This is a genomic window from Ornithinibacillus sp. FSL M8-0202, from assembly GCF_037975285.1.
Lineage (GTDB): Bacteria > Bacillota > Bacilli > Bacillales > Amphibacillaceae > Ornithinibacillus > Ornithinibacillus massiliensis.
The window spans coordinates 2500794-2524104 of record NZ_CP150248.1 but is presented as its reverse complement, the minus strand read 5'-3'; the positions used below and the strand labels follow the sequence as shown (position 1 = coordinate 2524104).

Annotated in this window: 23 protein-coding genes and 1 pseudogene; 7 read left to right on the top strand and 17 right to left on the bottom strand. The window is 39.8% G+C overall.

Features of this window, described 5'->3' with window-relative positions:
- Positions 1-292: 292 nt before the first annotated feature.
- The 5 genes from MKY78_RS12970 to MKY78_RS12950 all read left to right on the top strand — a co-directional run bounded on the left by MKY78_RS12970 (position 293) and on the right by MKY78_RS12950 (position 3208).
- Positions 293-706, top strand: coding sequence for a hypothetical protein (locus MKY78_RS12970; RefSeq protein WP_339213211.1), 414 nt, complete (start codon positions 293-295; stop codon positions 704-706).
- A gap of 186 nt (positions 707-892) precedes the next feature.
- Positions 893-1636 carry a threonine/serine exporter family protein gene (locus MKY78_RS12965; RefSeq protein WP_339213210.1) on the top strand — a complete coding sequence of 248 codons (744 nt, stop codon included), beginning with the start codon at positions 893-895 and terminating at the stop codon, positions 1634-1636.
- 129 nt (positions 1637-1765) lie between these two features.
- Complete coding sequence (locus tag MKY78_RS12960; protein WP_339213208.1) at positions 1766-2218, top strand: threonine/serine exporter family protein; 453 nt, start codon at positions 1766-1768, stop codon at positions 2216-2218.
- Positions 2219-2276: 58 nt separating this feature from the next.
- Positions 2277-2951 (top strand): hypothetical protein, encoded by a 675-nt coding sequence (locus MKY78_RS12955; protein ID WP_339213206.1) that lies wholly within the window; start codon positions 2277-2279, stop codon positions 2949-2951.
- Between the two features lie 68 nt (positions 2952-3019).
- Positions 3020-3208, top strand: a complete 189-nt coding sequence (locus MKY78_RS12950) for a YjfB family protein (protein ID WP_339213205.1) — start codon at positions 3020-3022, stop codon at positions 3206-3208.
- Positions 3209-3255: 47 nt separating this feature from the next.
- Here the strand turns inward: MKY78_RS12950 and MKY78_RS12945 are convergent, their stop codons facing one another.
- The 8 genes from MKY78_RS12945 to MKY78_RS12910 all read right to left on the bottom strand — a co-directional run bounded on the left by MKY78_RS12945 (position 3256) and on the right by MKY78_RS12910 (position 8241).
- Complete coding sequence (locus tag MKY78_RS12945) at positions 3256-3570, bottom strand: hypothetical protein (RefSeq protein WP_339213204.1); 315 nt, start codon at positions 3568-3570, stop codon at positions 3256-3258.
- Positions 3571-3750: 180 nt separating this feature from the next.
- A complete protein-coding gene (gene fabZ / locus MKY78_RS12940; protein ID WP_339213202.1) occupies positions 3751-4170 on the bottom strand; it encodes a 3-hydroxyacyl-ACP dehydratase FabZ in 420 nt (139 codons plus the stop codon).
- A 65-nt stretch (positions 4171-4235) separates the two neighbouring features.
- Entirely contained in the window at positions 4236-4583 is a 348-nt protein-coding gene (locus MKY78_RS12935) for an ATP-binding protein (RefSeq protein ID WP_339213201.1), read from the bottom strand.
- A 66-nt stretch (positions 4584-4649) separates the two neighbouring features.
- Complete coding sequence (locus tag MKY78_RS12930) at positions 4650-4754, bottom strand: AAA family ATPase (RefSeq protein WP_339213200.1); 105 nt, start codon at positions 4752-4754, stop codon at positions 4650-4652.
- A 113-nt stretch (positions 4755-4867) separates the two neighbouring features.
- Positions 4868-5344: a DNA-directed RNA polymerase subunit beta gene (locus MKY78_RS12925; protein WP_339213199.1), complete on the bottom strand. Its 477-nt coding sequence runs from the start codon at positions 5342-5344 to the stop codon at positions 4868-4870.
- 84 nt (positions 5345-5428) lie between these two features.
- Entirely contained in the window at positions 5429-6253 is an 825-nt protein-coding gene (locus MKY78_RS12920; protein WP_339213197.1) for a flagellar hook-basal body protein, read from the bottom strand.
- A gap of 26 nt (positions 6254-6279) precedes the next feature.
- A complete protein-coding gene (locus MKY78_RS12915) occupies positions 6280-7083 on the bottom strand; it encodes a flagellar hook-basal body protein (RefSeq protein ID WP_339213195.1) in 804 nt (267 codons plus the stop codon).
- Positions 7084-7239: 156 nt separating this feature from the next.
- The gene (locus MKY78_RS12910) at positions 7240-8241 is read right to left on the bottom strand and encodes a rod shape-determining protein (protein WP_339213193.1); all 1002 of its coding nucleotides are present in this window, start codon (positions 8239-8241) and stop codon (positions 7240-7242) included.
- Positions 8242-8435: 194 nt separating this feature from the next.
- Here MKY78_RS12910 and MKY78_RS12905 point away from each other — a divergent pair, with 194 nt between their 5' ends.
- Positions 8436-8720: a hypothetical protein gene (locus tag MKY78_RS12905; RefSeq protein ID WP_339213192.1), complete on the top strand. Its 285-nt coding sequence runs from the start codon at positions 8436-8438 to the stop codon at positions 8718-8720.
- A 454-nt stretch (positions 8721-9174) separates the two neighbouring features.
- Here MKY78_RS12905 and ltrA (MKY78_RS12900) read toward each other — a convergent pair whose 3' ends face one another.
- Positions 9175-10497 (bottom strand): group II intron reverse transcriptase/maturase, encoded by a 1323-nt coding sequence (ltrA, locus tag MKY78_RS12900; RefSeq protein WP_339212845.1) that lies wholly within the window; start codon positions 10495-10497, stop codon positions 9175-9177.
- Between the two features lie 744 nt (positions 10498-11241).
- Here ltrA (MKY78_RS12900) and MKY78_RS12895 point away from each other — a divergent pair.
- Positions 11242-12255, top strand: a complete 1014-nt coding sequence (locus tag MKY78_RS12895; RefSeq protein WP_339213190.1) for a nuclease-related domain-containing protein — start codon at positions 11242-11244, stop codon at positions 12253-12255.
- Between the two features lie 405 nt (positions 12256-12660).
- Here MKY78_RS12895 and spoIIID read toward each other — a convergent pair whose 3' ends face one another.
- The 8 genes and pseudogenes from spoIIID to spoIID all read right to left on the bottom strand — a co-directional run bounded on the left by spoIIID (position 12661) and on the right by spoIID (position 22728).
- Entirely contained in the window at positions 12661-12927 is a 267-nt protein-coding gene (gene spoIIID, locus MKY78_RS12890; protein ID WP_186868352.1) for a sporulation transcriptional regulator SpoIIID, read from the bottom strand.
- 705 nt (positions 12928-13632) lie between these two features.
- Positions 13633-14628 (bottom strand): AimR family lysis-lysogeny pheromone receptor, encoded by a 996-nt coding sequence (locus MKY78_RS12885; protein ID WP_339213188.1) that lies wholly within the window; start codon positions 14626-14628, stop codon positions 13633-13635.
- A gap of 1123 nt (positions 14629-15751) precedes the next feature.
- The gene (gene ltrA, locus MKY78_RS12880) at positions 15752-17074 is read right to left on the bottom strand and encodes a group II intron reverse transcriptase/maturase (protein WP_339212845.1); all 1323 of its coding nucleotides are present in this window, start codon (positions 17072-17074) and stop codon (positions 15752-15754) included.
- A 692-nt stretch (positions 17075-17766) separates the two neighbouring features.
- Positions 17767-18630, bottom strand: coding sequence for a M23 family metallopeptidase (locus MKY78_RS12875; RefSeq protein ID WP_339213186.1), 864 nt, complete (start codon positions 18628-18630; stop codon positions 17767-17769).
- Between the two features lie 363 nt (positions 18631-18993).
- Positions 18994-19320, bottom strand: coding sequence for a hypothetical protein (locus tag MKY78_RS12870; RefSeq protein WP_339213184.1), 327 nt, complete (start codon positions 19318-19320; stop codon positions 18994-18996).
- A gap of 52 nt (positions 19321-19372) precedes the next feature.
- Positions 19373-19906 (bottom strand): hypothetical protein, encoded by a 534-nt coding sequence (locus tag MKY78_RS12865; protein ID WP_339213183.1) that lies wholly within the window; start codon positions 19904-19906, stop codon positions 19373-19375.
- Between the two features lie 286 nt (positions 19907-20192).
- Positions 20193-20444 (bottom strand): annotated as a pseudogene (locus MKY78_RS12860) (transposase); the annotation flags it as partial.
- A 1138-nt stretch (positions 20445-21582) separates the two neighbouring features.
- Positions 21583-22728, bottom strand: a complete 1146-nt coding sequence (gene spoIID, locus MKY78_RS12855; protein ID WP_339213182.1) for a stage II sporulation protein D — start codon at positions 22726-22728, stop codon at positions 21583-21585.
- Positions 22729-23311: the final 583 nt, after the last annotated feature.

The window sequence follows — 23311 nt, the reverse complement described above, 5'->3', positions numbered from 1 at the left end:
GAATTGCAAAAACTTAGACAAGTTACTAAAGTCTTAGTTAAATATAACTGTATATTTGAATGAGTCTATAATATTCAGCATGTTTTTACAATTAAACACCCAAGGGAATAGGTCAATTAACCTAGAAAACATGAGACAGATACTAAGTAATATTCATCAGAGAATTCTAATTCGACAATAGTTTTATTTTTAATTACAGAATAGCTTTAACTTTCGGTTGAGCACTAGTAAAACCTATGCTATGATACCCATGATACAAAGAAAAAAGATTCTGAAATGAAGGTGATTTAAAATGAGTAGTGCTTACCTGTTCGCGATTGCAGCAATCCTTGCATGTGTTTCTATTCTACTAGTCTTTAAAATTAACATCGAAAAACTCAAAGAAAACCCTGAAAATACTGCGGACATCCATACGAAGTTCTTCATCGGTGTCGCTATTGCAGAAGTCATTCCTATGATTTTGGTCATCTTTGGCATGATGGACTTGACGCCTGCTGCCTCTATAGAAGAACTATATATTCCTGGAATCATCGTTATTTTCGCTCTAGTATTTTCACCATTATTCATTTTCCTTCAACGCTTCGCGGGCGTTCCAGAAAATGCGAAGCAAACTGTCACGACGTTCTCCCTAATCGGAATCGCCCTGGCAAATGCCATTCCATTAATAGCGTTAGTTGGTTTGTTTTTAATCTTACCGCAATCCTGAAAGCCTTCCTTAGTTCGGAAGGTTTTTTCTTTTGATGTTGATGGTGAGAACGGTAACCATTCTCCAAGGCACCGTCATACTTTTAAATCCCGACTATTACCAAACAATTTTATTGAAATATCCCTTCCATCCCAACCGAATCCCTACTATAATAGGGAGAGAATTTTTGTACGGAGATGATTATTTTTGAATAAGCAGGAGAGAATCACCGAAGTTTGTATGCTTGCCGGAAAAATTATGTTGGAAAGTAGTGCGGAGACGTATCGTGTGGAGGATACGATGAATCGGATTGCACGGGCATTTGGTCTAGATAATTCACAGAGTTATGCAACACCAACTGCGATTAATTTTTCCATCGATATAGCAAAGCCTGCCAATATGATGCGGATAGAAAAGCGAACAACGGATTTAAATAAAATTGCGGAAGTGAATAGTGTCTCAAGAAGAATCGCTTCCGGTGAATTAAATTTACAAGCAGCATTAAAAGAACTAAAACAGCTAGAGGGGCAAAAACCCTTGTATTCCAATCCAATCATGGTGCTCATTGCTGCCCTTGCAAGTGGCAGCTTTACCATCATGTTCGGAGGTCTGTGGGCAGACTTTATCCCTTCATTCGTTGCGGGGGGAATCGGTTTTATTGGATTTCTTTGGTTTGATAAACTAGTAGAAATTCGCTTTATCTCTGAATTTATTGCTTCCTTTATGATCGGACTACTAGCTGCCCTTTTCATTCAAACTGGAATCGGTGTAGAGCTTGATAAAATCATTATTGGTGCCGTGATGCCGCTCGTTCCTGGATTACATATTACCAATGCAGTGCGTGATTTGTTAGCAGGGCATCTGGTTGCTGGTTTATCAAAAGGTGTGGAAGCACTACTAACCGCCTTTGCCATTGGTGCCGGAATCGCTGTTGTATTAGCATTTATTTAGCATCTTGGGGTTTTATGGGAGGACAATTCTCTAGTCCGTGTTTAAACTTATTCTAGATAGACGATTGCAGTTTCAGTGGGGGTTGGTTTAGAATAGAATTCATGCTCAAAGGGTATCGGAGGTTATGATATGGAAATTCTTGCCCAGCTAGCGACAAGCTTCGTAGCATCGTTAGGTTTCGGCATTTTATTTAATGCACCAAAGAAAGTATTAATACAATGTGGACTTAATGGAATGGCCGGATGGATCGTCTATTATCTATTAGTTGACTATGGAATGGATCCAGTTGCAGCTACAATTCTTGGTGCCATGCTAGTCGCTGTCATTAGCCGAATGTTTGCCAAAATGTACAAAACACCCATTATAATATTTAACGTTTCTGGCATTATTCCACTCGTTCCAGGCGGAATGGCATATAACGCCATGCGTAGCTTTGTCCAAAACGATTACTATAATGCATTTCAATATTCCACAAAAGTCATGCTACTTGCAGGTGGCATAGCCATGGGACTTATGTTCTCAGAAGTATTGAATCAAATTATGTGGAAAACATCTGGAAAAAGAAGAAGAACACAACTGTAAGATAATTTGTTTGATTAGATGGACCTGGGGGTGGGTCCTTTTTTTGGGTTTGAGGTGCTTGAGCGTGCGGTGGTGCTCGATTTGTTGGGGGGATGTGCCCGTACTCGTGGCTGATGCTCCCTTTCTCAAGGACCTTGTGACCGTTTCTTGTTTAGATGCGACCGGGGCTCTCTTTCATGCGACCGAACTCGTGGCTGATGCTCCCTTTCTCGAGGACCTTGTGACCGTTTCTTGTTTAGATACGACCGATTCTCTCTTTCATGTGCCCGTTCTCGTGGGTGATGCTCCCTTTCTCGAGGACCTTGTGACCGTTTCTTGTTTAGATGCGACCGGGGCTCTCTTTCATGCGACCGAACTCGTGGCTGATGCTCCCTTTCTCGAGGACCTTGTGACCGTTTCTTGTTTAGATACGACCGATTCTCTCTTTCATGTGCCCGTTCTCGTGGGTGATGCTCCCTTTCTCGAGGACCTTGTGACCGTTTCTAGTTTAGATGCGACCGATTCTCTCTTTCATGTGCCCGTACTCGCAGGTGATGCTCCCTTTCCTGAAAACCTTGTGCCCTTTTCTAATTTTGATGTGCCCATTTCTCTCTTTCATGTGCCCGTACTCGCGGGTGATGCTCCCTTTCCTGAAAACCTTGTGCCCGTTTCTAGTTTAGATGTGCCCATTCCCCTCTTTCATGTGCCCTACCCCCAGCAAATCATCCCTCCCCTCGCTTTCTATCCTCCCTAATGAATCAATGGTTTCTTAGAAAGTTATGTATGTTACAATTGATGTATCGGGTGAGGAGGTTTTTCAAGATGGATATTGCAGCTATGTCTGTGGTGATGGCAAATAGTCAAGTTCGTTCAGATGCTAGTCTAGCCATGATAGCCAATGTTAAAGATCTCATGCAGCAGCAGGGAGCACAATTGACGGAGATGCTAAGTCAATCTCTTCAACAAGCTCCACATCCAACACTTGGTAAAAGTGTGGATATTCGGTTATAATCATGAAAAATCCCCTTAGCTACTGTGCAGAGGGGATTATTTCATCATTATTGATTGTTATCGTCGTCTCTTCTGTTATTCTCATCTTCTAATAAATTGTCATCATTATTATCTTGCCCATCTTCTCCAGTACCAGTACCATTATCATTTCCATTATCTGTGCCAGTACCATCGTTTAGGCCATCATCCATACCATCGTTCTCTAAACCATTGTTAAGGCCATTATCATCTTCCTGATTTAGCGGCGCTTCATCTTCAATGGGATCTTCGATTGGATCTTCTGTATCATCATTGCCACATGCCGTCATAAGCGATAATGCCAAAACAGGTGCCCCTAGTTTAATTAGCCATTTTTTGTTCATGACATTTCCTCCTTGTAGTAATAACTTTCGGAATTAGCTTACCCCTTTATACCAAATCTGATACGGATTTTTTACGGAAATTTAATGTATTTATAGGATGAAGGAATATTTTATTATCTGTTTAGTTCCGAAGTCCTGGAGAAAATAAAAAATGCTACCATAAAGGCAGCATTCTTCATTTTATTTAACCGCAAAGGTGATTTCCGCTTCACAAGCTAATTCGCCATCAACTGTTGCGATTCCTTTACCTTTTCCGATTGGACCTTTCACACGAACGATTTCCACCTCTAGTTTGAGCTGATCGCCTGGTTTCACTTGTCGTTTAAAGCGACATTTATCAATACCGGCAAGAAATCCGAGCTTTCCGCGATTTTCTTCTTTCCCTAGAATAGCGATAGCACCCGCCTGGGCTAAAGCTTCGACAATTAATACCCCTGGCATTACTGGATAATCTGGAAAATGCCCTTGGAAAAATGGTTCATTTACTGTTACATTTTTTAAACCGACAACACGCTTTCCTTCTTCCACTTCAAGAACTTTATCTACTAGTAGGAAAGGATAGCGATGTGGAATAGTATTTTTAATTTCATTAATATCCAAGTTAAAACGCTCCTTTTTGTATGTTTCTTCTATTATACCAGATAATAGTAGTAGGTATTAGTAATTTATGCTTTTATATAATCCATCACCTTTTGTAAATACGTATCCAATCTATTTTTCGTATCAATAACTAATATGGGATGATTCATTGGTTTTTTACTATTGCGGAGTCTGCTTTGAAAAATAACCTCTGAGCTGACTTCCTTTATCTGACTAGGTAAGCTTTCCCGTTGTTTAAGACGGTGATTGATTTCTTGAAAATCATCCAGATAACATTCCACATATTTGTATTTTGCATTATATTGCTCCGCAAGTTGTTCTCCCTTTTCAATGATCGGTTGATATAGACAAGGACTGTCTAAAATGGCACTGTTGCCGATAGAAAGGTTCGCCTCAATCATTGCCCAATCCATTTTATAGGAAGCTTTTCCAGCTTGCTTTGTATCAATATCAGGTATTTCTTCTAGTAATGCTGTTTTCTACAGATGATGATTTACTAATACCGCACCTGTTTGGGAGGCAATCTCTCTAGCTAATGTTGATTTTCCCGAACCAGGAAAGCCTGACATTTGAAGAAAAAACATCCACGCACCTCATTTCGAAATAGGTTTTGTATCCTTATTTCTACATTTTGGCTAATTTTTCCTTCTAAAAAATATAAAAAACCTGTACTTATCCGTAGTACAGGTCCAATTCATTAGTTTTCTTTTTTCACAATATCAATTATATGCTGCCAAGTTTCCCATTTTAATGCATCACCAGGTTCCCCATCACCTATTATGCCATAACCAATCATTAATCCTGCGGCAAAAGCAACTACACTAAGGCCTGCAACAACAATAAGACGTAACCAAATTGGAAAAATACGTAGTCTTGGCTTTTTATTCTTACGTTTTTCTTCTTTTTGCTTTTTCTTTTGTTGTTTCCTAGTCTGCTGTAACGTTTCATCTAACTCCGCTTCGGCATTAGCAGACCTCTTCCTCCGTTGCTCTTTTGCAGTAGAAGCTTCTTTACTAGAAGAACTTTCCTCTTTACTTACCGGTGGTTTGGATTGTTTTTTTTCCGTTGTGCCATTTTTCTTTGCACCACTTTTTTCTTCTGCGGTTACTTCCAAACGCCTGCTTCTAGTAGATTTTTCTTCATTCGATTTCTCCACTTGGTTCGTTGTGGTCATAACTTGGTTCACCTATTTCCATACAAATCATTATTTATCTAAATATAAGTTATTCTGGATACACACGTCAATCCTCAATTTGGATTACGAACGTAGTTGACTTACTAATCCCATCATTTGATCGCCCATGGAAATTATTCTTGCATTAAATTGATAGGAACGTTGTGCCGTGATTAGATCTGTTAATTCCTTACCCATATTAACATTCGATGTTTCCAAAGTACCACTTTTCAACTGTGCTGGTACCTCTTGAATAATTTCTGCCTGATTATATCCAAGTGCCGCTAAATTGTTTGGCAAGCGGAAATTGTTATTGCCAGTTGCCTCTAAAAGTCTTGGTCTAACCGCTTCGACTACTTCTAATTGCCCAACGACTTCCGTATTCATTCCTCGTTTTACGGTAATTAATCCATTATCTGCAATTTGAATATCATCAAATCCGTTTTCAAAAATGATTTGCCCTGTTGTTCCTAGTACAGGGGCACCATCTTTTGTTGTCAGCATGACTTGGTTATTCGCAATTGGACTTAGATAAAATGAACCGTCTCTTGTATAACGTGTTTCTGTTACGTTATTCTCCGTTACCGAAACTTGGAATAATTGATTTGGCTGCAATAATGCAATATCTAAGGCACGACCAGTCTCTTGAAGAGAACCAACAGATAAATCAATATTAATGGAACCAAGCTTTGCACCCGATCCGACACGTACTCCATCCGGTGTTAATCTGCCTTCAGCGTTCGCTGGATCATTCAAATTATTAATTTGTTGATACAACAAGGAAGAAAATTCAGCTTGTCTTGCTTTATATCCAGTCGTCTGACTATTTGCCACGTTATGCCCAATGACATCTATCTTTTGTTGGAGTTGATTCATGGTTACTGCTGCTTGAATCATAGACCTAGACATGACGTTCCCTCCTTCTCCACTGGTAATTATCCAATTCGCCCAATCTCACTTACTGCTTTTCCTAAACTTTCATCATATGCTTTTAATACGCGTTGATTCATTTCGAACGTGCGATAAGCTTCCATCATTTGCGTCATCGTTTGTGCCGAATCAACATTAGACTGTTCTAGAAAGCCTTGTTGAACAGAGAACGTAGCCCCAGCAGGTACTGGTCCTGCTTCCCCATTATAAAGGCCATTTCCTTCCTTAGCTAACTGATTGGCATCCGGTGTATATGCAATTCCAAGCTGGATTTGTTGCCCACCTACTTGAAGCTGCCCATCAGGTGTCACGGTAAATTCCATCCCGTTCGTTTGAATCGGGTTGCCGGCTTGATTCAGAACATAATATCCTTCCGTTGTTACTAGGAATCCTTGTCCATCAACCGTAAAATTACCGTTTCTTGTATAACGTGGCTCACCATTTTCATTTTGCACGGTGAAAAAGATGCTTCCAGTCTCATCAGGAAATACACCATCAATTAATGCAAGATCCGTGGAAACTCCAGTCTCTCTTAAAGCACCTTGAACAAAATCTGGCACATATTCCTGCACATAAACACCTGTGTTTAAAGATCCAATCGGATTTTGAACTGGTAGGTTTTTCGGTTGCTTGGTTGGGAGCGTCTCTTGCCCCATTTGGTACATTAGCATCTCAGGAAATGCTCGTAGCGTCGCTTGATCTGCCTTGTAACCAGGAGTATTAGCATTGGAAATATTATTCGCTAAAGCTTCCTGTTGTCTTTGCATCGAAATCATTCCACTTGCAGCAGTATAAAATCCTCTTAGCATTACCATTACGCCTCCCCTTATGCGTACGAAATCTGTGATGCGCTCTCGCATAAACTTCAACGAGCTCATATCTTCTTTAGTAGAAAAACTCATTCGCTCTTTTTTAACGAATATACTGCCGGAAAAGCTTTTTACACTTCTCTATCTACCAAAAAATTAAACGATACTTCTACGTTCTACTTTATCAATATTTTCAAGCATAATTCCAGTTCCTTTTGCCACACAGTGCATCGGCTCTTCTGCTAGGAACACTGGTACCTTCAATTCTTCTGCTAATAACTGATCTATACCGTGGATTAGTGCACCACCACCAGTTAAGATAACACCTCGATCAATAATATCTGCAGATAATTCAGGTGGTGTACGTTCAAGAACAGACTTCGCACCCTGTACAATTAACGACACTGACTCGCGAAGTGCCTCTTCAATTTCATTAGAACGAACCGTGATCGTACGTGGAAGTCCACTTACCATATCACGCCCACGAATATCCATTTCTTCCTGGCGAGCATCTTTAAATACTGTTGCAATATTAATTTTAATATCTTCTGCTGTACGCTCACCAATTAGAAGCTTGTATTTACGCTTTATGTATTGAAGTATTTCTACATCAAATTTATCCCCAGCCATTTTAATCGACTCTGAGGTTACAATATCACCCATGGAAAGAACGGCTACATCTGTCGTACCGCCACCAATGTCCACGACCATATTCCCACTAGGCTGATAAATTTCCATCCCAGCACCAATAGCCGCAACCTTTGGCTCTTCTTCTAAGTATACTTTTTTACCACCGGACTTCTCCGCTGCCTCTTTTATCGCTTTTTGCTCTACCTTTGTAATATTTGTCGGGCAGCAAATAAGCATTCTAGGCTTTGAAAGAAACCCTTTTACATTGATTTTATTAATAAAATATTTTAACATTGCTTCTGTTACATCAAAATCAGCAATAACCCCATCCTTAAGTGGGCGAATAGCTTCTATATTTCCTGGTGTCCGTCCAACCATACGTCTCGCTGCTTCTCCGACCTCAAGTACTTTGCCTGTATTTCGATCCATAGCAACTACCGATGGTTCATTTAATACAATTCCTTTTCCCTTAACATGTATCAACACATTGGCAGTCCCAAGGTCGATCCCAATATCCCTTGAAAACATCAAAATCCTCCTCGTAAGAAACTTTCCGCACTTGTTTAGAAAACACAATGCTACTTATATAATATAATACCACAAATTTCTACATAAAACTGCAAATTAGGAAAAAAGTAGTGAAATTTAGTTTAGTTGAACTAGGGGCGGGGTATAGGATTGGATTTGGACTGTTTGGGGGTGGGGGGTTTTTTTGGGAGTATTTGGGCTGGGGGTGGGCTTATTTTTTGGTTTATTGGGGCTATCTGGCTGGGGGGCGGGCTCATCTTTTGGTTTATTGGGACTATCTGGCCGAGGATTGGGCTCATCTTGCGGTTTATTGGGACTATCTGGCCGGGGGACGGGCTCATCTTTTGGTTTATTGGGACTATTTAGCTTCGAGGCGGGCTCATCTTTTGGCTTTTTGGGACTATCTGGCCGGGGGACGGGCTCATCTTTTGGCTTATTGGGACTATCTGGCTTCAAGTTGGGCGCATCTTTCGGCTTAGTGGGACTATCTGGCTTCGAGTTGGGCTCATCTTTTCCTTTATTGGGAGCATCTTCACTCGGGACGGGCTTATCTTTTGGCTTAGTGGGACTATCTAGCTTCGGGTTGGGCTCATCTTTCGGCTTAGTGGGACTATCTAGCTTCGGGTTGGGCTCATCTTTCGACTTAGTGGGAGCATCTGGGCTAGGAGTGGGTTCATCTCTCAGTTTATTGGGACTATCTAGCCCAGGAGCAGGCTCATCTTTCAGTTTATCGGGGGCATCTTCACTCGATTCAGGTTTATCTCCCATTTTATTTCGTGAATCATACCTTACTCATTTCATCTAAAATCCCAGCCCTACAAGCGGTTAATTTTCCCCGTATCAAATTTCCTAGAAATAGAGTAGGCGCATGAATCACTCATGCGCCTCTCGCAGTTCCGTACGTGCGGGTCATCGCATACGGCTCCTCCATGATTATTCCCTTTGGGAATGATGTTCATTGTAAATATCAACCAGAGAAACAAGACCAATTTCCACAAACTTTTTGTTTGGAATTGCTGTGTGTACTGGGGTTGATAAGGAACTTCTCCAATTGTACATTCGCAATTGTGGTAGTTCGCCTTTCCAGTTTCTTCTCCTCAGCTCTCTGTGGAGTTTCCTAATCTTTCTCCAACTTCTAAGTTGAACCATCCTTAGCCTTCTTCGAATCCATGAATCCAGTTCTTGGAATAAGGATTTGACATGTCCATGCCCAAAATAGTTTCCCCAACCTCGGAGATAGGTGTTCAGCCTTTTCCTAACTAAATCTTCAAGATTGACCGTTTGATTCTTCCTAGTAATTTCCTTTACCTTCGTTTTGAATTTCTTTAACGATTTAGATGATGGTTTCATCCATCTTCCTCTAGTGAATTCGTGTCCTAGAAATACAAATGGCTCTTCCAGATTGTTGACTATCTTCGTCTTTTCAGGGTGTACTATTAGACCTAATTCTGTCTCCAAGAATCGGATTACTGATTTTAATACTCTTTCAGCGCCTTTTCTTGATTTACAACATATTACGAAGTCATCGGCATATCTTGTAATTCGATGTCCTCTTTTTGTCATGACTTCATCAAGAGAATGAAGGTAGATATTGGCGAGAAGAGGGCTAATAACCCCACCTTGCGGGGTGCCCTTCTCATTCAAGTAAAAGCTTCCATCTTCCATAATTCCAGCTTCGAGGAAACTTTGGATTAAATTTAGAACACTGCCATCCACAATTTCTTCCCTTACCGCCTCTATCAGCCTATCTTGCGGTATGGTATCAAAGTATGATTTCAAATCAGCATCAATTACATATATGTAACCGTCGGTTAAGTCTTTCTGGATTTTTTCCAGTGCCATATGGGCACTACGTTTAGGTCTAAATCCAAAACTGCAATCCAAGAACTTTGCCTCGAAAATTGGTTCTATCACACGTCGCACAGATGCTTGGACAACTCGGTCTCGTACTGTTGGAATTCCTAAAGGTCTTTGAGAACCATCTGCCTTTGGAATGTAGACTCGTTTTACAGGCCTTGGTTTGTATGTCCTACTTAATAATTCCTGTTGAAGGATTTGTACATTATCCTCCACACCATATTCGAAGGCTCTAATATCCACGCCATCTATTCCCGCAGAACCTCGATTCCGTTTTACCTCCAGGAATGCTTCCTCCATATTAGGATATGCCCATATTTTATCCATAAGGCTATACCATTTCCTCTGGTGATTCCTAAATCCCTCACGAAAGTTACCTTTTCCTTCTTGCTCGTTCATGATTCGTATTCCTTCCCTTTGGTATCCACGATTTTCTAGTCATTTAAGACAATGTTCGTTTCACCCATAAGTTACTCCGCCCCAGACGGTCTACCCTTCTGTTCGACCTCAGTTCTTCGGCTACCTACCTCACTGACTTCTGTCTGGCTCATGACAGCTTCCTAAGTTGGTTGACTTTTCTTCCATGGGCAGACGGGCTTCGCACCAATTCTCCACCTTTTGGGTGAAAGATTGCTTCTGTAACTCTGTACAGAATCTCTCGCCTTTGCGACCTTTCTGGCGAGATTAATCACTACTATCCCCTGCTCTGACTTCTTACCACCCATAATCCCAGCTTGTCCCTCACGGACTTGTCTGGGGGTTACCACCAAGTGGAGACGATAAGACCTCCTTGGGTCACGTCACCGAACTTTCCTCTGAACCCAGTCCTCATAACTTATAGAATCCTGTTGTGGGATTGGACACTCCCTTCTTTTGCAGGGTTATCCGATTCTATCAGCCAACATGGTTATTGTCGCCTGTTCCAGAGTTTGCCTTCAAGCCCTCCGCACATTCCCTCACGAGCATGCACTGCCTGTCAGCTATACACTTCCCATACTACGGCGTGTTTGGGACTTTCACCCTTAAGTTCGGAGCGCTGCCAAGCGCACAAAAATAGCAAATAAAAAAGGAATTTGCTATTTTTTGTAGAAATATATGTAAGAGATAAATTTAATAAAGGAGTGATTGTTATTTAAGAAAATTATGCTACAGCGTACGAAACCGTATGTATTACTTTGCTATGAGGCCCTATTCCGGTACCTCCTCCCACAGTATAGAGAAAACCAAACGCTCCAGGATGAATATGCGAGTTACCTAGCTGGTTATCGTGGTGAGCGAAATACGGATTACATTGTCTCCACTTATCCTCACAAAAACGCCTATATTTATCAAGGAATTCGCTTGAGGACTGGGCCATTCTTTTATCAAATTGATACGTTAATTATAACCCCATCATTTCTACTCATTATAGAAAGCAAAAATTTAAAAGGACAGCTTGAATATAACCCTAACACTAGGCAATTAGCCCAGGTGGATGGTAACCAAAAGAAAGCTTCTAAAAATCCGATTTTACAGGCAGAAACACAAAAAAGGCACTTAACTGCGTGGTTACAACAAACTGTGTTTCCACCAATTCCCATTAACACACTTGGTGTATCTACAAACCCCTCTTCAATTCTTACTTATTTAGACGAAACTATTTCACCTATCAACTTCATACAACTTGAATCCCTGCCAAGCTTGTTGGATCAACTTTACGAAACCAACACCAAAACCATATACGATCATACAACTATACGAAAACTCAATAAACGTTTACTAAAAGAAAACACTCCACAAAAACCTAATCTAATTAAACAATACAATATTACAGGCCGTCATTTTATTAATGGAATTAACTGCAATCATTGTAATTTCTCACCACTGCTCTATAAGAAACGTAAGTGGGTTTGTCAAAATTGTGGAAAAGAGGATGCTAAAGCACATGAACAAAAAATTTTAGATTATTTTTTGCTTTTTGAACCAACGATTACAAACCAAACATGTCGAGAAATTCTTCAACTTAAGTCCGCTAAAGCAACAAGACGCATCCTCTATTCAATGAATCTTGAATTTACCGGGAAAAATTATGGCAGAAAGTACCATAGTCCCCCATCAGAAAAATTCCCCCAAGATTCTTTTTTACCAATAGGAAAACAATCTATATTTAATGATTGAATCCATGTTTAGGTTCATATTCTTCCAAGGAATATGAGCCTTTTTAGTTCTACCTTCAGGTTCTTTTTGCAGCAACTTTTTTTATGTAATCTGTAGGACTATCCCCCTCTACTTTGGTGCCACCTCTTTCGGGCTTATCTTCTCCTCACTCGCGCTCATCTTCCCTCTCCTCTCGGGCTCATCTCCTCCAACCTCGGGTCCATCTCTCTCCATCGGACTCACCCCTTCAAACAAGCTCATCCCCCCAACTAAAAAACGCACCCCTCTCCCTGGGTGCGTTTCCCTCTTCTGCAACCTCCCATGCAATACGAAAATACTTTTTCTAGCCAAGACCTTGCTCCTTACGTTAAGTACTCTCCTACCATTCACCTCCTTAAGAGGATGATGATCATTGCATGTATTTGTTTATACTGAGGCTCCCGTTTCTTCGGTTTTGTATTTTTTTCGGGTTGCTTCTCCTCCTCGTAAATGTCGGATGGATTTGTGGTATTCTAGAATTTCTTTTACCTTTAGAGCTAATTCGGGATTTAGCTCTGGTAAGCGTTCTGTTAGATCTTTATGAACTGTGCTTTTGGAAACACCAAATTCTTTTGCTATCACCCGGACGGTCTTTCTTGTTTCTACGATATGCTCTCCGATCCTGATAGTTCTTTCTTTGATGTAATCGTGCACACCTTTCGCCTCCCTATGTTGAATATTTCTGAGGTGTCATTCCAGAGACTAGGTGATCCGAAAAATGAATAGTGGTCATTTTTCGACTGTCCACCTTTACAATACGTAAAGAATGGATGTTCCGTGGCTGTGACGTCGATAGCTAACAGGTACTTAGTTACATATATGGTATAAATTGGAATTTATATAATGAAAAGACGTTATGTTCATATGTATGTATACGTTTTAAATGCATTGCGATTTTATGTGTTAGGTTTATATGTAATCAAGCAAATACGATGTGTAATAGAAGAGCCACATAAGCTCTCACCTCAGACTTACTGAATGCTTGGTTTGTAACATTTTATTAACGGATGGGGGGGATTATGATTAAAATTCCATTTAATCGCAAGGGGGACAAGATGTTTTTTAATTTTAGTTAGAAAATTCCCCCATTTACCATTAACAGGCATAAAAATAACCAAAAGTACACGAGGCACTTTTGGTTATATATGAAAGGATTCAGCTTATTATGCTATCAAAATTATATTAGTCGACGGTACCATACTCAGGATCTGCAGTTACTGAACTAACCGGTTGAATTATCGTGAAGAGAACTATAAAACTTAGAAATAGGCAAAAGCTTAACTTTTTAATATTCTCCATTTTATTCCCCCTCTCGTATAAGACATTACCTTCAATAAGCTGAATCCTATCATAACCCAATTAGAGATTTTGCATGGCTGTCATCGGTAACCTGCTAAAGAAATAGTCACTTCTTTCCACAAACATTCTACAAGCTTCAGATAAAATGTTCTTATCCTGTTTCGCTAGTCCCATATAATACATCTTAAACGGGCTAGTCGTATAAATATCCTCTAATAGCGTAATTGCCTTCTCATTATTTCCTTTAGCAATTTCTAAATGTGCTTGTTCACTTATATCGTCGGTGATAATGCCATTTGGCTTACGAAAATGTGCAGCTAAAAATGGAATGGAAAAATTCTCTATTTGACGGACATAGCCCGTAAGATTGTTTTGTTTAGCTATTTTGAATGCTTCCTTCATATGGTACATACCTTGGTAGTACGTATCAAATGTGTAAGATAAACCTAAATTCATATGAAGGCCAATTTTAGTTGGGGAACTATTTGTCTGGTTCAATGCACGAAACGCATATTTCCTTGCAATTATTAATTCATTTCGCTTCCAATAATAGAAAAATAGTTTTTGATATAGTCTCAAGTTTAAACAGGAAAGCATGAAATTATCTTGAATTGGTTCAAACAGTTCATATTGCTTTTCTAAGAAGTTACCAATCTTACCAAAATCCATTTGGTAAAAATAGGTATCTATAATGGTAATTTCTATTAAGCATCTTAATTCAGGATCTGACGTTTTGATTTCCTTCAACCTAGCTCTCATTTTTCCCATACTGGAAGACTCATTCATTCGACGTTCTAGCATAATTTGATATACTTCCGCCCAGGTTTGGTTAGAGGCATCATTGGATAGTGAGTTTTTGGCAATTAATATTTTTAGATCCTCAAAATATCCATTAATATATAGAAACTCCATTCCTTTTTTCTGAATTTCTTTGGAGGACGATTGTAAGCAAAATTTTCTAGTTAATTCTAACACTTTTTGTTCTTCATGTTCTTGGGAAAGTAATAAGATAACTTGTCCGATTGTTAATTCTGGACTTTCTACCATTGACGCCATGTTATCTGCTAGGAGATTTAGGTTTCCGAAGCTCATTTTTGGTTATTCCACCCTTTCAAACTTGTACGATATATCACATGTTATCTATGAATTAGTACATTTCTTGGTAGAGTTAGTATTTATGCAATATATTAAATCTAGTATTTTTTCACTAATTCATATTACCATACATTCAAGTGAAAAAGGGTCGTAATCGTTCGACATATTTTTCAAGAGAAATGGTGATTTATCGGATATTTTAGCGATAGATAGGGACTTTTTATATAGAAATATTACATAATATTGCAGCGTTTTTTTGCAATCGTGTTAAATCTGCATTTATAGGAAAATTTTACTAGTTAGATTGATGTTACTGTAGTGGATAAGTAGGAGGGGTAGACAAAGGATTTATGGTACAAATGAGGAACAAAACCCTCGCTTCAGAAATATATTAGCACTTAGTTCGGGGGTGACATCTGTTTAGGGAGAACCTCGCAATTTATTCTTTGGGCTTTATCAGAGCACAAGCACGACTTCAACTAGAAAAAGCCCCCCGCATTTTCTTCTTTACACCTTATCACTGCTTAATTGACGACATCGGCTCAAGGAGAATCTCGCAATTTTTTCTTTGGACTTTACCAGAGCATAAGTACGACGCCTACTCGAAAAGTCCCTCGCAGTGGCTTCTTTACACCTTATCACGGCTCATTGGGTGACATCGGCTCAAGGAGGACCTCGCAATTTCTTCTTTGGACTTTATCGGAGCATAAATGGGACATCTACTCGAAAAAGCCCTCGCAATACCTACTTTGTTCCTGGCGGCTGCTCAAGTCAGGCTACTACATAGGTAATCCTCCGTGCATCCTTGCACCGAGGAAGCCCACTACGTCAACATTGCTAGTAGACTCGTAGTAAATCACGGGGTATCTGAGCTGTGTCCACTTTCGACTACACCTATATCCGGAACTAGTATCTTGTATCCTTCCGTTTTACATTAACTTCTTTTTAATAGTGCCCCTGCCCCATCAGCCTGAAAAACTGTTATACTTCTTATCTTCTAAAAAGAATAGAGTAGGCGCATGAATCACTCATGCGCCTCTCGCAGTTCCGTACGTGCGGGTCATCGCATACGGCTCCTCCATGATTATTCCCTTTGGGAATGATGTTCATTGTAAATATCAACCAGAGAAACAAGACCAATTTCCACAAACTTTTTGTTTGGAATTGCTGTGTGTACTGGGGTTGATAAGGAACTTCTCCAATTGTACATTCGCAATTGTGGTAGTTCGCCTTTCCAGTTTCTTCTCCTCAGCTCTCTGTGGAGTTTCCTAATCTTTCTCCAACTTCTAAGTTGAACCATCCTTAGCCTTCTTCGAATCCATGAATCCAGTTCTTGGAATAAGGATTTGACATGTCCATGCCCAAAATAGTTTCCCCAACCTCGGAGATAGGTGTTCAGCCTTTTCCTAACTAAATCTTCAAGATTGACCGTTTGATTCTTCCTAGTAATTTCCTTTACCTTCGTTTTGAATTTCTTTAACGATTTAGATGATGGTTTCATCCATCTTCCTCTAGTGAATTCGTGTCCTAGAAATACAAATGGCTCTTCCAGATTGTTGACTATCTTCGTCTTTTCAGGGTGTACTATTAGACCTAATTCTGTCTCCAAGAATCGGATTACTGATTTTAATACTCTTTCAGCGCCTTTTCTTGATTTACAACATATTACGAAGTCATCGGCATATCTTGTAATTCGATGTCCTCTTTTTGTCATGACTTCATCAAGAGAATGAAGGTAGATATTGGCGAGAAGAGGGCTAATAACCCCACCTTGCGGGGTGCCCTTCTCATTCAAGTAAAAGCTTCCATCTTCCATAATTCCAGCTTCGAGGAAACTTTGGATTAAATTTAGAACACTGCCATCCACAATTTCTTCCCTTACCGCCTCTATCAGCCTATCTTGCGGTATGGTATCAAAGTATGATTTCAAATCAGCATCAATTACATATATGTAACCGTCGGTTAAGTCTTTCTGGATTTTTTCCAGTGCCATATGGGCACTACGTTTAGGTCTAAATCCAAAACTGCAATCCAAGAACTTTGCCTCGAAAATTGGTTCTATCACACGTCGCACAGATGCTTGGACAACTCGGTCTCGTACTGTTGGAATTCCTAAAGGTCTTTGAGAACCATCTGCCTTTGGAATGTAGACTCGTTTTACAGGCCTTGGTTTGTATGTCCTACTTAATAATTCCTGTTGAAGGATTTGTACATTATCCTCCACACCATATTCGAAGGCTCTAATATCCACGCCATCTATTCCCGCAGAACCTCGATTCCGTTTTACCTCCAGGAATGCTTCCTCCATATTAGGATATGCCCATATTTTATCCATAAGGCTATACCATTTCCTCTGGTGATTCCTAAATCCCTCACGAAAGTTACCTTTTCCTTCTTGCTCGTTCATGATTCGTATTCCTTCCCTTTGGTATCCACGATTTTCTAGTCATTTAAGACAATGTTCGTTTCACCCATAAGTTACTCCGCCCCAGACGGTCTACCCTTCTGTTCGACCTCAGTTCTTCGGCTACCTACCTCACTGACTTCTGTCTGGCTCATGACAGCTTCCTAAGTTGGTTGACTTTTCTTCCATGGGCAGACGGGCTTCGCACCAATTCTCCACCTTTTGGGTGAAAGATTGCTTCTGTAACTCTGTACAGAATCTCTCGCCTTTGCGACCTTTCTGGCGAGATTAATCACTACTATCCCCTGCTCTGACTTCTTACCACCCATAATCCCAGCTTGTCCCTCACGGACTTGTCTGGGGGTTACCACCAAGTGGAGACGATAAGACCTCCTTGGGTCACGTCACCGAACTTTCCTCTGAACCCAGTCCTCATAACTTATAGAATCCTGTTGTGGGATTGGACACTCCCTTCTTTTGCAGGGTTATCCGATTCTATCAGCCAACATGGTTATTGTCGCCTGTTCCAGAGTTTGCCTTCAAGCCCTCCGCACATTCCCTCACGAGCATGCACTGCCTGTCAGCTATACACTTCCGCCACTACGGCGTGTTTGGGACTTTCACCCTTAAGTTCGGAGCGCTGCCAAGCGCACAAAAGAAATCCTAGCTTGTTAAATTGCTAGGATTTCTCTTCATTACTCCTCTGAGTCAGAAGATGAATCAGGAGTATCTTCCGGTGAATCTTCGTTATCATTTTCGTTATCATTTTCGTTTTCGTTTTCTGCTGGTTGTTCCTCATCCACATTTTCAGAATCTACTTCTTCAGATGATGTACTAGAAGTATCTTGCTCTTCGGAAACATCCTCTGATTTGCCTTCATCCAGCTTACTTACAGGTTGGTTAAAGAATGCTTCAGGGTTAAATACTTGATCAGCTTTTCTAATTTCAAAATGTACATGGGTACCATGGTTTTTACCGAAGTTGTTCTCTCCAGCAGTACCAATTACATCACCCTGCTTGACTTCATCCCCTGCTTCCACACCAACTTCTCCAAGACTAGCATAATAAGTTGTCACGTCATTGTCATGTGATAGAATGACAACATTTCCTAGTAATGGATCTTCCTTCACTTCCATAACAGAGCCACTAAGTGCTGCCAATACATCAAATGCCTCACCGTCTGGATAAACGATGTCAACACCTGTGCTTTGGTAATAGCGGTTGTTATGAAGGATCAGTGCACTTTCTTGATCTTCTTGGGATGCATTGTAATCAAAGAATTTCGTTACGATTTCTGCTTGTTCCTGATCGGCAACAGGCATCTTAATAACTTCTTGATTTTCCATTACGGGCTGTGCATCCTCATGTGGATTCGGATTATAATTATCACTTAACTCTTGGTCATCCCCAGCCTGTGGTAATTGATTGTCCATATTTTGATACCAAACTACTACTGCTAGTAAAATTGCAGCAATCGTTAAGTATACAGCAGGGAAAAACCATTTTTTACGGAAAATACTTTGCCAACCTTTTTTTGGCGCTTTGTTTTCCTCTTTCATCTAACATCACCTCAACAACCATTCTGAACAGAAAAGAAAAAAACTATACATTCTCTTACACTTTTTTTGTTTTTTCATGCATTTTTCTTTTCCTTTTGGGGATATTAAGACATTTACGTAGCAGAAAAAGGGGAGTTATGAGAGTTTCATATCCAATTCTTCAGCTATTTTTATGTTTAGTAGGTACTCGAAGCAACAAGAAAATGAGGGAATCGGGTAAGAAAAAAATGACTATAGAAGTGTTTTTTACTAATAAGCTTACTAAGCACTTCCAATAAAAAACCCAAATAGACATAGACTGAGCTATACTATTTGGGTTTCGTACCTTGATTAATTAAATGATATGCTTAACTTTTATCTAAGTCAGGCTCTTTCTCTTCTTCTTCGATACCAGATAAATCCTCCGGTACCAGCACCTACTAGAAGAATAATAGAGATAATCACTCCAGGTAAGATTGAGGATTTAGAATCAGATTTAGACTCTATAAAAGAGCTTGCTACCTCTTCTATATCGCTACTTGCCAACTCATTTTCTTCCTCATCTTCGGTAGAATCCTCTTCTCCAGATTCCTCAGATTCAGCTTCCTGTTCCTCCGTTGAAGACATTTTAGACTTTTCTTCTTTCTCTTCATTTGTTTCGGATTGCTTGTCTACCTTCTGAGCAATTTCTGTTTTATTGTCCTGAGTCACTGATGATGGTTTAGATTCAGGTTTAGTTGAATTAGATGCCTCTTGCTTCGGTTTAATAGTTGTTGTGGATGTTTCTTGCTTTGGACTTGTGTTGGTTGATGTTTCTTGTTTCGGTTTGGTATTTGTTGATGTCTTTTGGTTTGGTTTCTTGCTTGGGTTGTTCTTTTGGTTGGGTTGGTTTTGGTTCTTGTTTTGGTTCTTCCTTAGGTTGAGTTGGTTTAGGGTCTGGTTTTGGTTCTTCTTTAGGTTGAGCTGGTTTTGGTTCTGGCTTTGATTCTTCCTTAGGTTGAGTTGGTTTAGGGTCTTCTACTTTTTGAATGTAGACCGTTAATATGGAATGTCCATATGGGTGTTGGGGTGTTCCCATTTTAAATTCCTGAGCGTTTTGAGTTACAGCCATAGTTACTGCACCGACAAGCTGAAATGTGTTCGTTTCAGCAAAATAGTAACCTTGAATTCTTCCTTCACATGGGCCACTAGCTTGAGCCCTATTATCCCAATCATGTTTATTTGAAATAATAGTCATTTCACATTTCCCAGGTTGTAACTCTTCAGCACCTACTATTGCAGGAAGTATACTAATCATTAATAAAACTGCTACTGACTAGTAACAAAATCTGTTGCCTACAAAATTGTTAATATCTCAAGGAATTATTTATAAAAAGCTATTATTAAAGCCAAATTTCTCTATAAATTATTGCAGGTGGTGTTAGCTTTCGCTGGTACACCCCAATTAGCACCAATCAAAACCACCAGTGTGAACTGGTGGTTTGCTCTGCGGCTGGAAGCCTCTATTACCGGCCTCGGCCTTAAAGGCCCACCGAACAGTTTCCCTTCTGCACCACATTCACTCACTGATTCTAAAGAATCTCTTATTTCTTTTTATTTTTTTGTCCTGTAAACGGATCAAATTCTTCGAATATAGTTAATTGATCTGACATGTAATCTTCTTTTAGCTGATTCCTCATGTATTCTTGTATTTGCTTTCTATTTCGGCCCACTGTATCAACATAGAATCCTCGACACCAAAACTTTCTATTTCCATATTTATATTTCAAGTTGGCATGTCGATCAAATATCATCAAGCTGCTCTTCCCTTTTACATAACCCATAAATTGAGATACAATATTAATTTTCAATTTTTCCACTCCTTTTATTTTGTTATACCCAAAGACAAAAAAACAATTAACTTGGTGCCCCCTCTCAAAAACTTAATGTATACGCTATGAATACGAGTCTATCATTAAGTTTCAATATTTTAAATGTTCTAAATACTCATTTTAAATCATACATTTTATGTTATTATTATGGTAGATAGGTACAAATAATCATCTGGACTTGCTTGTCTGGTTATAGATCAACTTTGTTGATTTAGAATTCGTACAATTGAAATAGCAAGCTTTTGAATATGAGCCTGTTTGCACAGGCGAAAGGAGTGACAATATGTCTAAAGATAAACAACAGTGGTATCCTAGTATAGTGGGCTTAGGTGCATTTGTGCTCGGTACTATTTTGAACTTGATACTTGGTCCCGACATTTATGTCATACTTGGTTTTTTAACTGCGGCGATAATATTAACTAGCGCAAATACTATCTATCTGTTTTACAAAAAAAAGAAATCGACGAGGAGACGGAAATAAACCCGTTGTAAATCCGCATTTTCCTGACAATCCCCCATAACTAATGACAAATTAATCTCTTGTTATTAGTTATTTTACTTTTGGGGGGAGTACAGGAAACGCAATACATTTGTGTTATTAGTCAGCTACCATCACACTAATTACTTTTTTCATAATAATTTCCGCCTCACTAGTCTGTTGTCACTATAATCATTTTTGAATAAAAAAAAGCGCTCCACGGAACGCATATCAGTTGCTTCCTTCTGCTACCCTTCCAATAATTACCCGCATACCCCTTACATAATTTTTAAATGGTAAGTGGATTAATTTTACTATTACGTTTATTCATAGACTCCTGCTTTTCTTATGATATTTCCAATAGCAGCTAAGCACCGAGGACTTCTTGTAGCATTAGACCACCTAATCTATAATCGTCATTTATGTAATGGAGTTGAATAGTTTTATTACAATTATAAAGTTCGATATGCTCTAAAATTATAGCATCTAGGTATAAAGAATCACTAGTAGGTGAAACTCCACCACTAGTAGATTCAAATTATCCGGATGGTTATGATTATTTTCCCTAACAAAAAACCTCCAGAACTAAAGATCAGGAGGCAATTCTTATTGTATCAAATTCGTTCACTGCATAACCAATGCTGGTACTGTATCATCTAGACTGCTTACTTCTACATCCTTGTAGTAATACTTTACGATATCTTCATATGTCTTTCCTTCTTTAGCCATTCCATTCGCACCGTATTGGCTCATTCCGACACCGTGTCCATTTCCTTTCGTCGTAAAAATTAGGTAGTCATTTTTTTGTTCGATTGTAAAATCGCTTGAGCGTAATTGAAGCTTTTCGCGTACTTCACGACCTGAAAAGGCGTTACCTGCCAAGTTTAATTCATCAACGCGATTACTTTCTGTTCTTGTTACATCAATAGTAAGCTTTTTTTCCGCTGGTAAATCAATCCCGAGTGCCTCTTCCACTTGCTCCAAGGAAAAGACTTCTTGGTCTAAATAGTATGGTGAGTCCTCATCCCATGGGCTTGGCACACTCCGTAAGTATGGAATTTCGTTCACATAGTAATCCTCGGAATTCTCGGTATACCCATTACTTGTCGAGAAGAACTGCGGATCAATAGGCTTATCCTTATACGTAATAATTTTCCCCTTTGTAGCCATAACCGCTTCGGATATTTTCTCCATATTCTTCTGATAGTTCTTGCCCCACTTCGCACGTAGCTCAGCATCATCATTATAAACCTGGTCTTGAATCGTATCCGTGACATTGGAAGCCGCTTCCTCTGTTTGGTACATCATTTTATTGACAATATAGGTTCTTGCTGCCAGAGCCTGAGCCTTTAATGCTTCTGTTTCAAATTCAATTGGCATTTCAGATGCCACAACCCCCATGACATATGTCTCTAGTGGTACATTTTCCACTACCTCACTTTGAGCTCGCATTACTGCAACTTCGACAGCCGAATCATCTACCAACACTTCTTCCTGTTCCGGTGTTTGCTTATGTTCAATAGATTGTGACAATACCTCTGTACTCGAGATAAATGGAAGAACAACTAATGTCGGAACAGCCAGAATGAGAAAAGATATACTGAACAGAAATAAAGCCGGATATTTCCATTTTAAGCGCCCTCTATTCATAGGAAGGGGCTTCATATTTGATACGTTCGACAACCGTCTTTGAAGAGATTGATACTTTGATGCAGCTTTTTTCTTTTTTAATTTCTGGATTTGTTTCATAGAATTTTTGCGATTTTTCAATAGGGCATCCTCCTCTTTTAGACTTTTTCATATCTAGTAATCCTATTATTAAACTTATACAGTTCGTGAAAATAATAGAACTAGAAATTAAAAAATCTACTGTTGAAAGAGTTAATAGGACAACTAACCAGGGGGGTGGGTGCATCTTTTCGGGTTCTGGGCACATCTTATCCTAAGTTGGGCTCATCTCTCCGGCGGGTGGGTCTATCTGACCTGGGGGCGGGCTCATCTTTCCGGGAGTTGGGCGCATCTTATCCTGAGTTAGGCTCATCTATCGGGCGGGTGGGCCTATCTGACCTAGGGGCGGGCTCATCTTTCCGAAGTTTGGGCCTATCTGATCCGAGCGCGGGCTCATCTTTTCTGGTTTTGGGCCCATCTGACCAAGGAACGGGCTCATCTCACTACCACTCGGGCTCATGTCCTCCAATTTCGGGCCCATCCTCCCCAGAAAAGAGCACCTCCCCCTAACCTAACACAGCCCCCCCACCGTTACTACACCACAAAAACAGCATTATCTCATCCCATGTTGCTTCTCAATACTCAAAATACTTCTTTTCCTATATACTAAAACATGTATAGGCAT

Coding starts and splice junctions, on each gene's coding strand:
- MKY78_RS12915 (WP_339213195.1), bottom strand. CDS start 7,083: ATGCTAAGAGGATTTTATACTGCTGCAAGTGGAATGATTTCGATGCAA.
- ltrA (WP_339212845.1), bottom strand. CDS start 10,497: ATGAACGAGCAAGAAGGAAAAGGTAACTTTCGTGAGGGATTTAGGAAT.
- ltrA (WP_339212845.1), bottom strand. CDS start 17,074: ATGAACGAGCAAGAAGGAAAAGGTAACTTTCGTGAGGGATTTAGGAAT.
- MKY78_RS12865 (WP_339213183.1), bottom strand. CDS start 19,906: ATGATTAGTATACTTCCTGCAATAGTAGGTGCTGAAGAGTTACAACCT.
- MKY78_RS12885 (WP_339213188.1), bottom strand. CDS start 14,628: ATGGCGTCAATGGTAGAAAGTCCAGAATTAACAATCGGACAAGTTATC.
- MKY78_RS12920 (WP_339213197.1), bottom strand. CDS start 6,253: ATGTCTAGGTCTATGATTCAAGCAGCAGTAACCATGAATCAACTCCAA.
- MKY78_RS12945 (WP_339213204.1), bottom strand. CDS start 3,570: ATGAACAAAAAATGGCTAATTAAACTAGGGGCACCTGTTTTGGCATTA.
- MKY78_RS12950 (WP_339213205.1), top strand. CDS start 3,020: ATGGATATTGCAGCTATGTCTGTGGTGATGGCAAATAGTCAAGTTCGT.
- MKY78_RS12930 (WP_339213200.1), bottom strand. CDS start 4,754: ATGTTTTTTCTTCAAATGTCAGGCTTTCCTGGTTCGGGAAAATCAACA.
- MKY78_RS12960 (WP_339213208.1), top strand. CDS start 1,766: ATGGAAATTCTTGCCCAGCTAGCGACAAGCTTCGTAGCATCGTTAGGT.
- MKY78_RS12970 (WP_339213211.1), top strand. CDS start 293: ATGAGTAGTGCTTACCTGTTCGCGATTGCAGCAATCCTTGCATGTGTT.
- MKY78_RS12875 (WP_339213186.1), bottom strand. CDS start 18,630: ATGAAAGAGGAAAACAAAGCGCCAAAAAAAGGTTGGCAAAGTATTTTC.
- MKY78_RS12910 (WP_339213193.1), bottom strand. CDS start 8,241: ATGTTTTCAAGGGATATTGGGATCGACCTTGGGACTGCCAATGTGTTG.
- MKY78_RS12895 (WP_339213190.1), top strand. CDS start 11,242: ATGCTACAGCGTACGAAACCGTATGTATTACTTTGCTATGAGGCCCTA.
- MKY78_RS12935 (WP_339213201.1), bottom strand. CDS start 4,583: ATGGATTGGGCAATGATTGAGGCGAACCTTTCTATCGGCAACAGTGCC.
- MKY78_RS12925 (WP_339213199.1), bottom strand. CDS start 5,344: ATGACCACAACGAACCAAGTGGAGAAATCGAATGAAGAAAAATCTACT.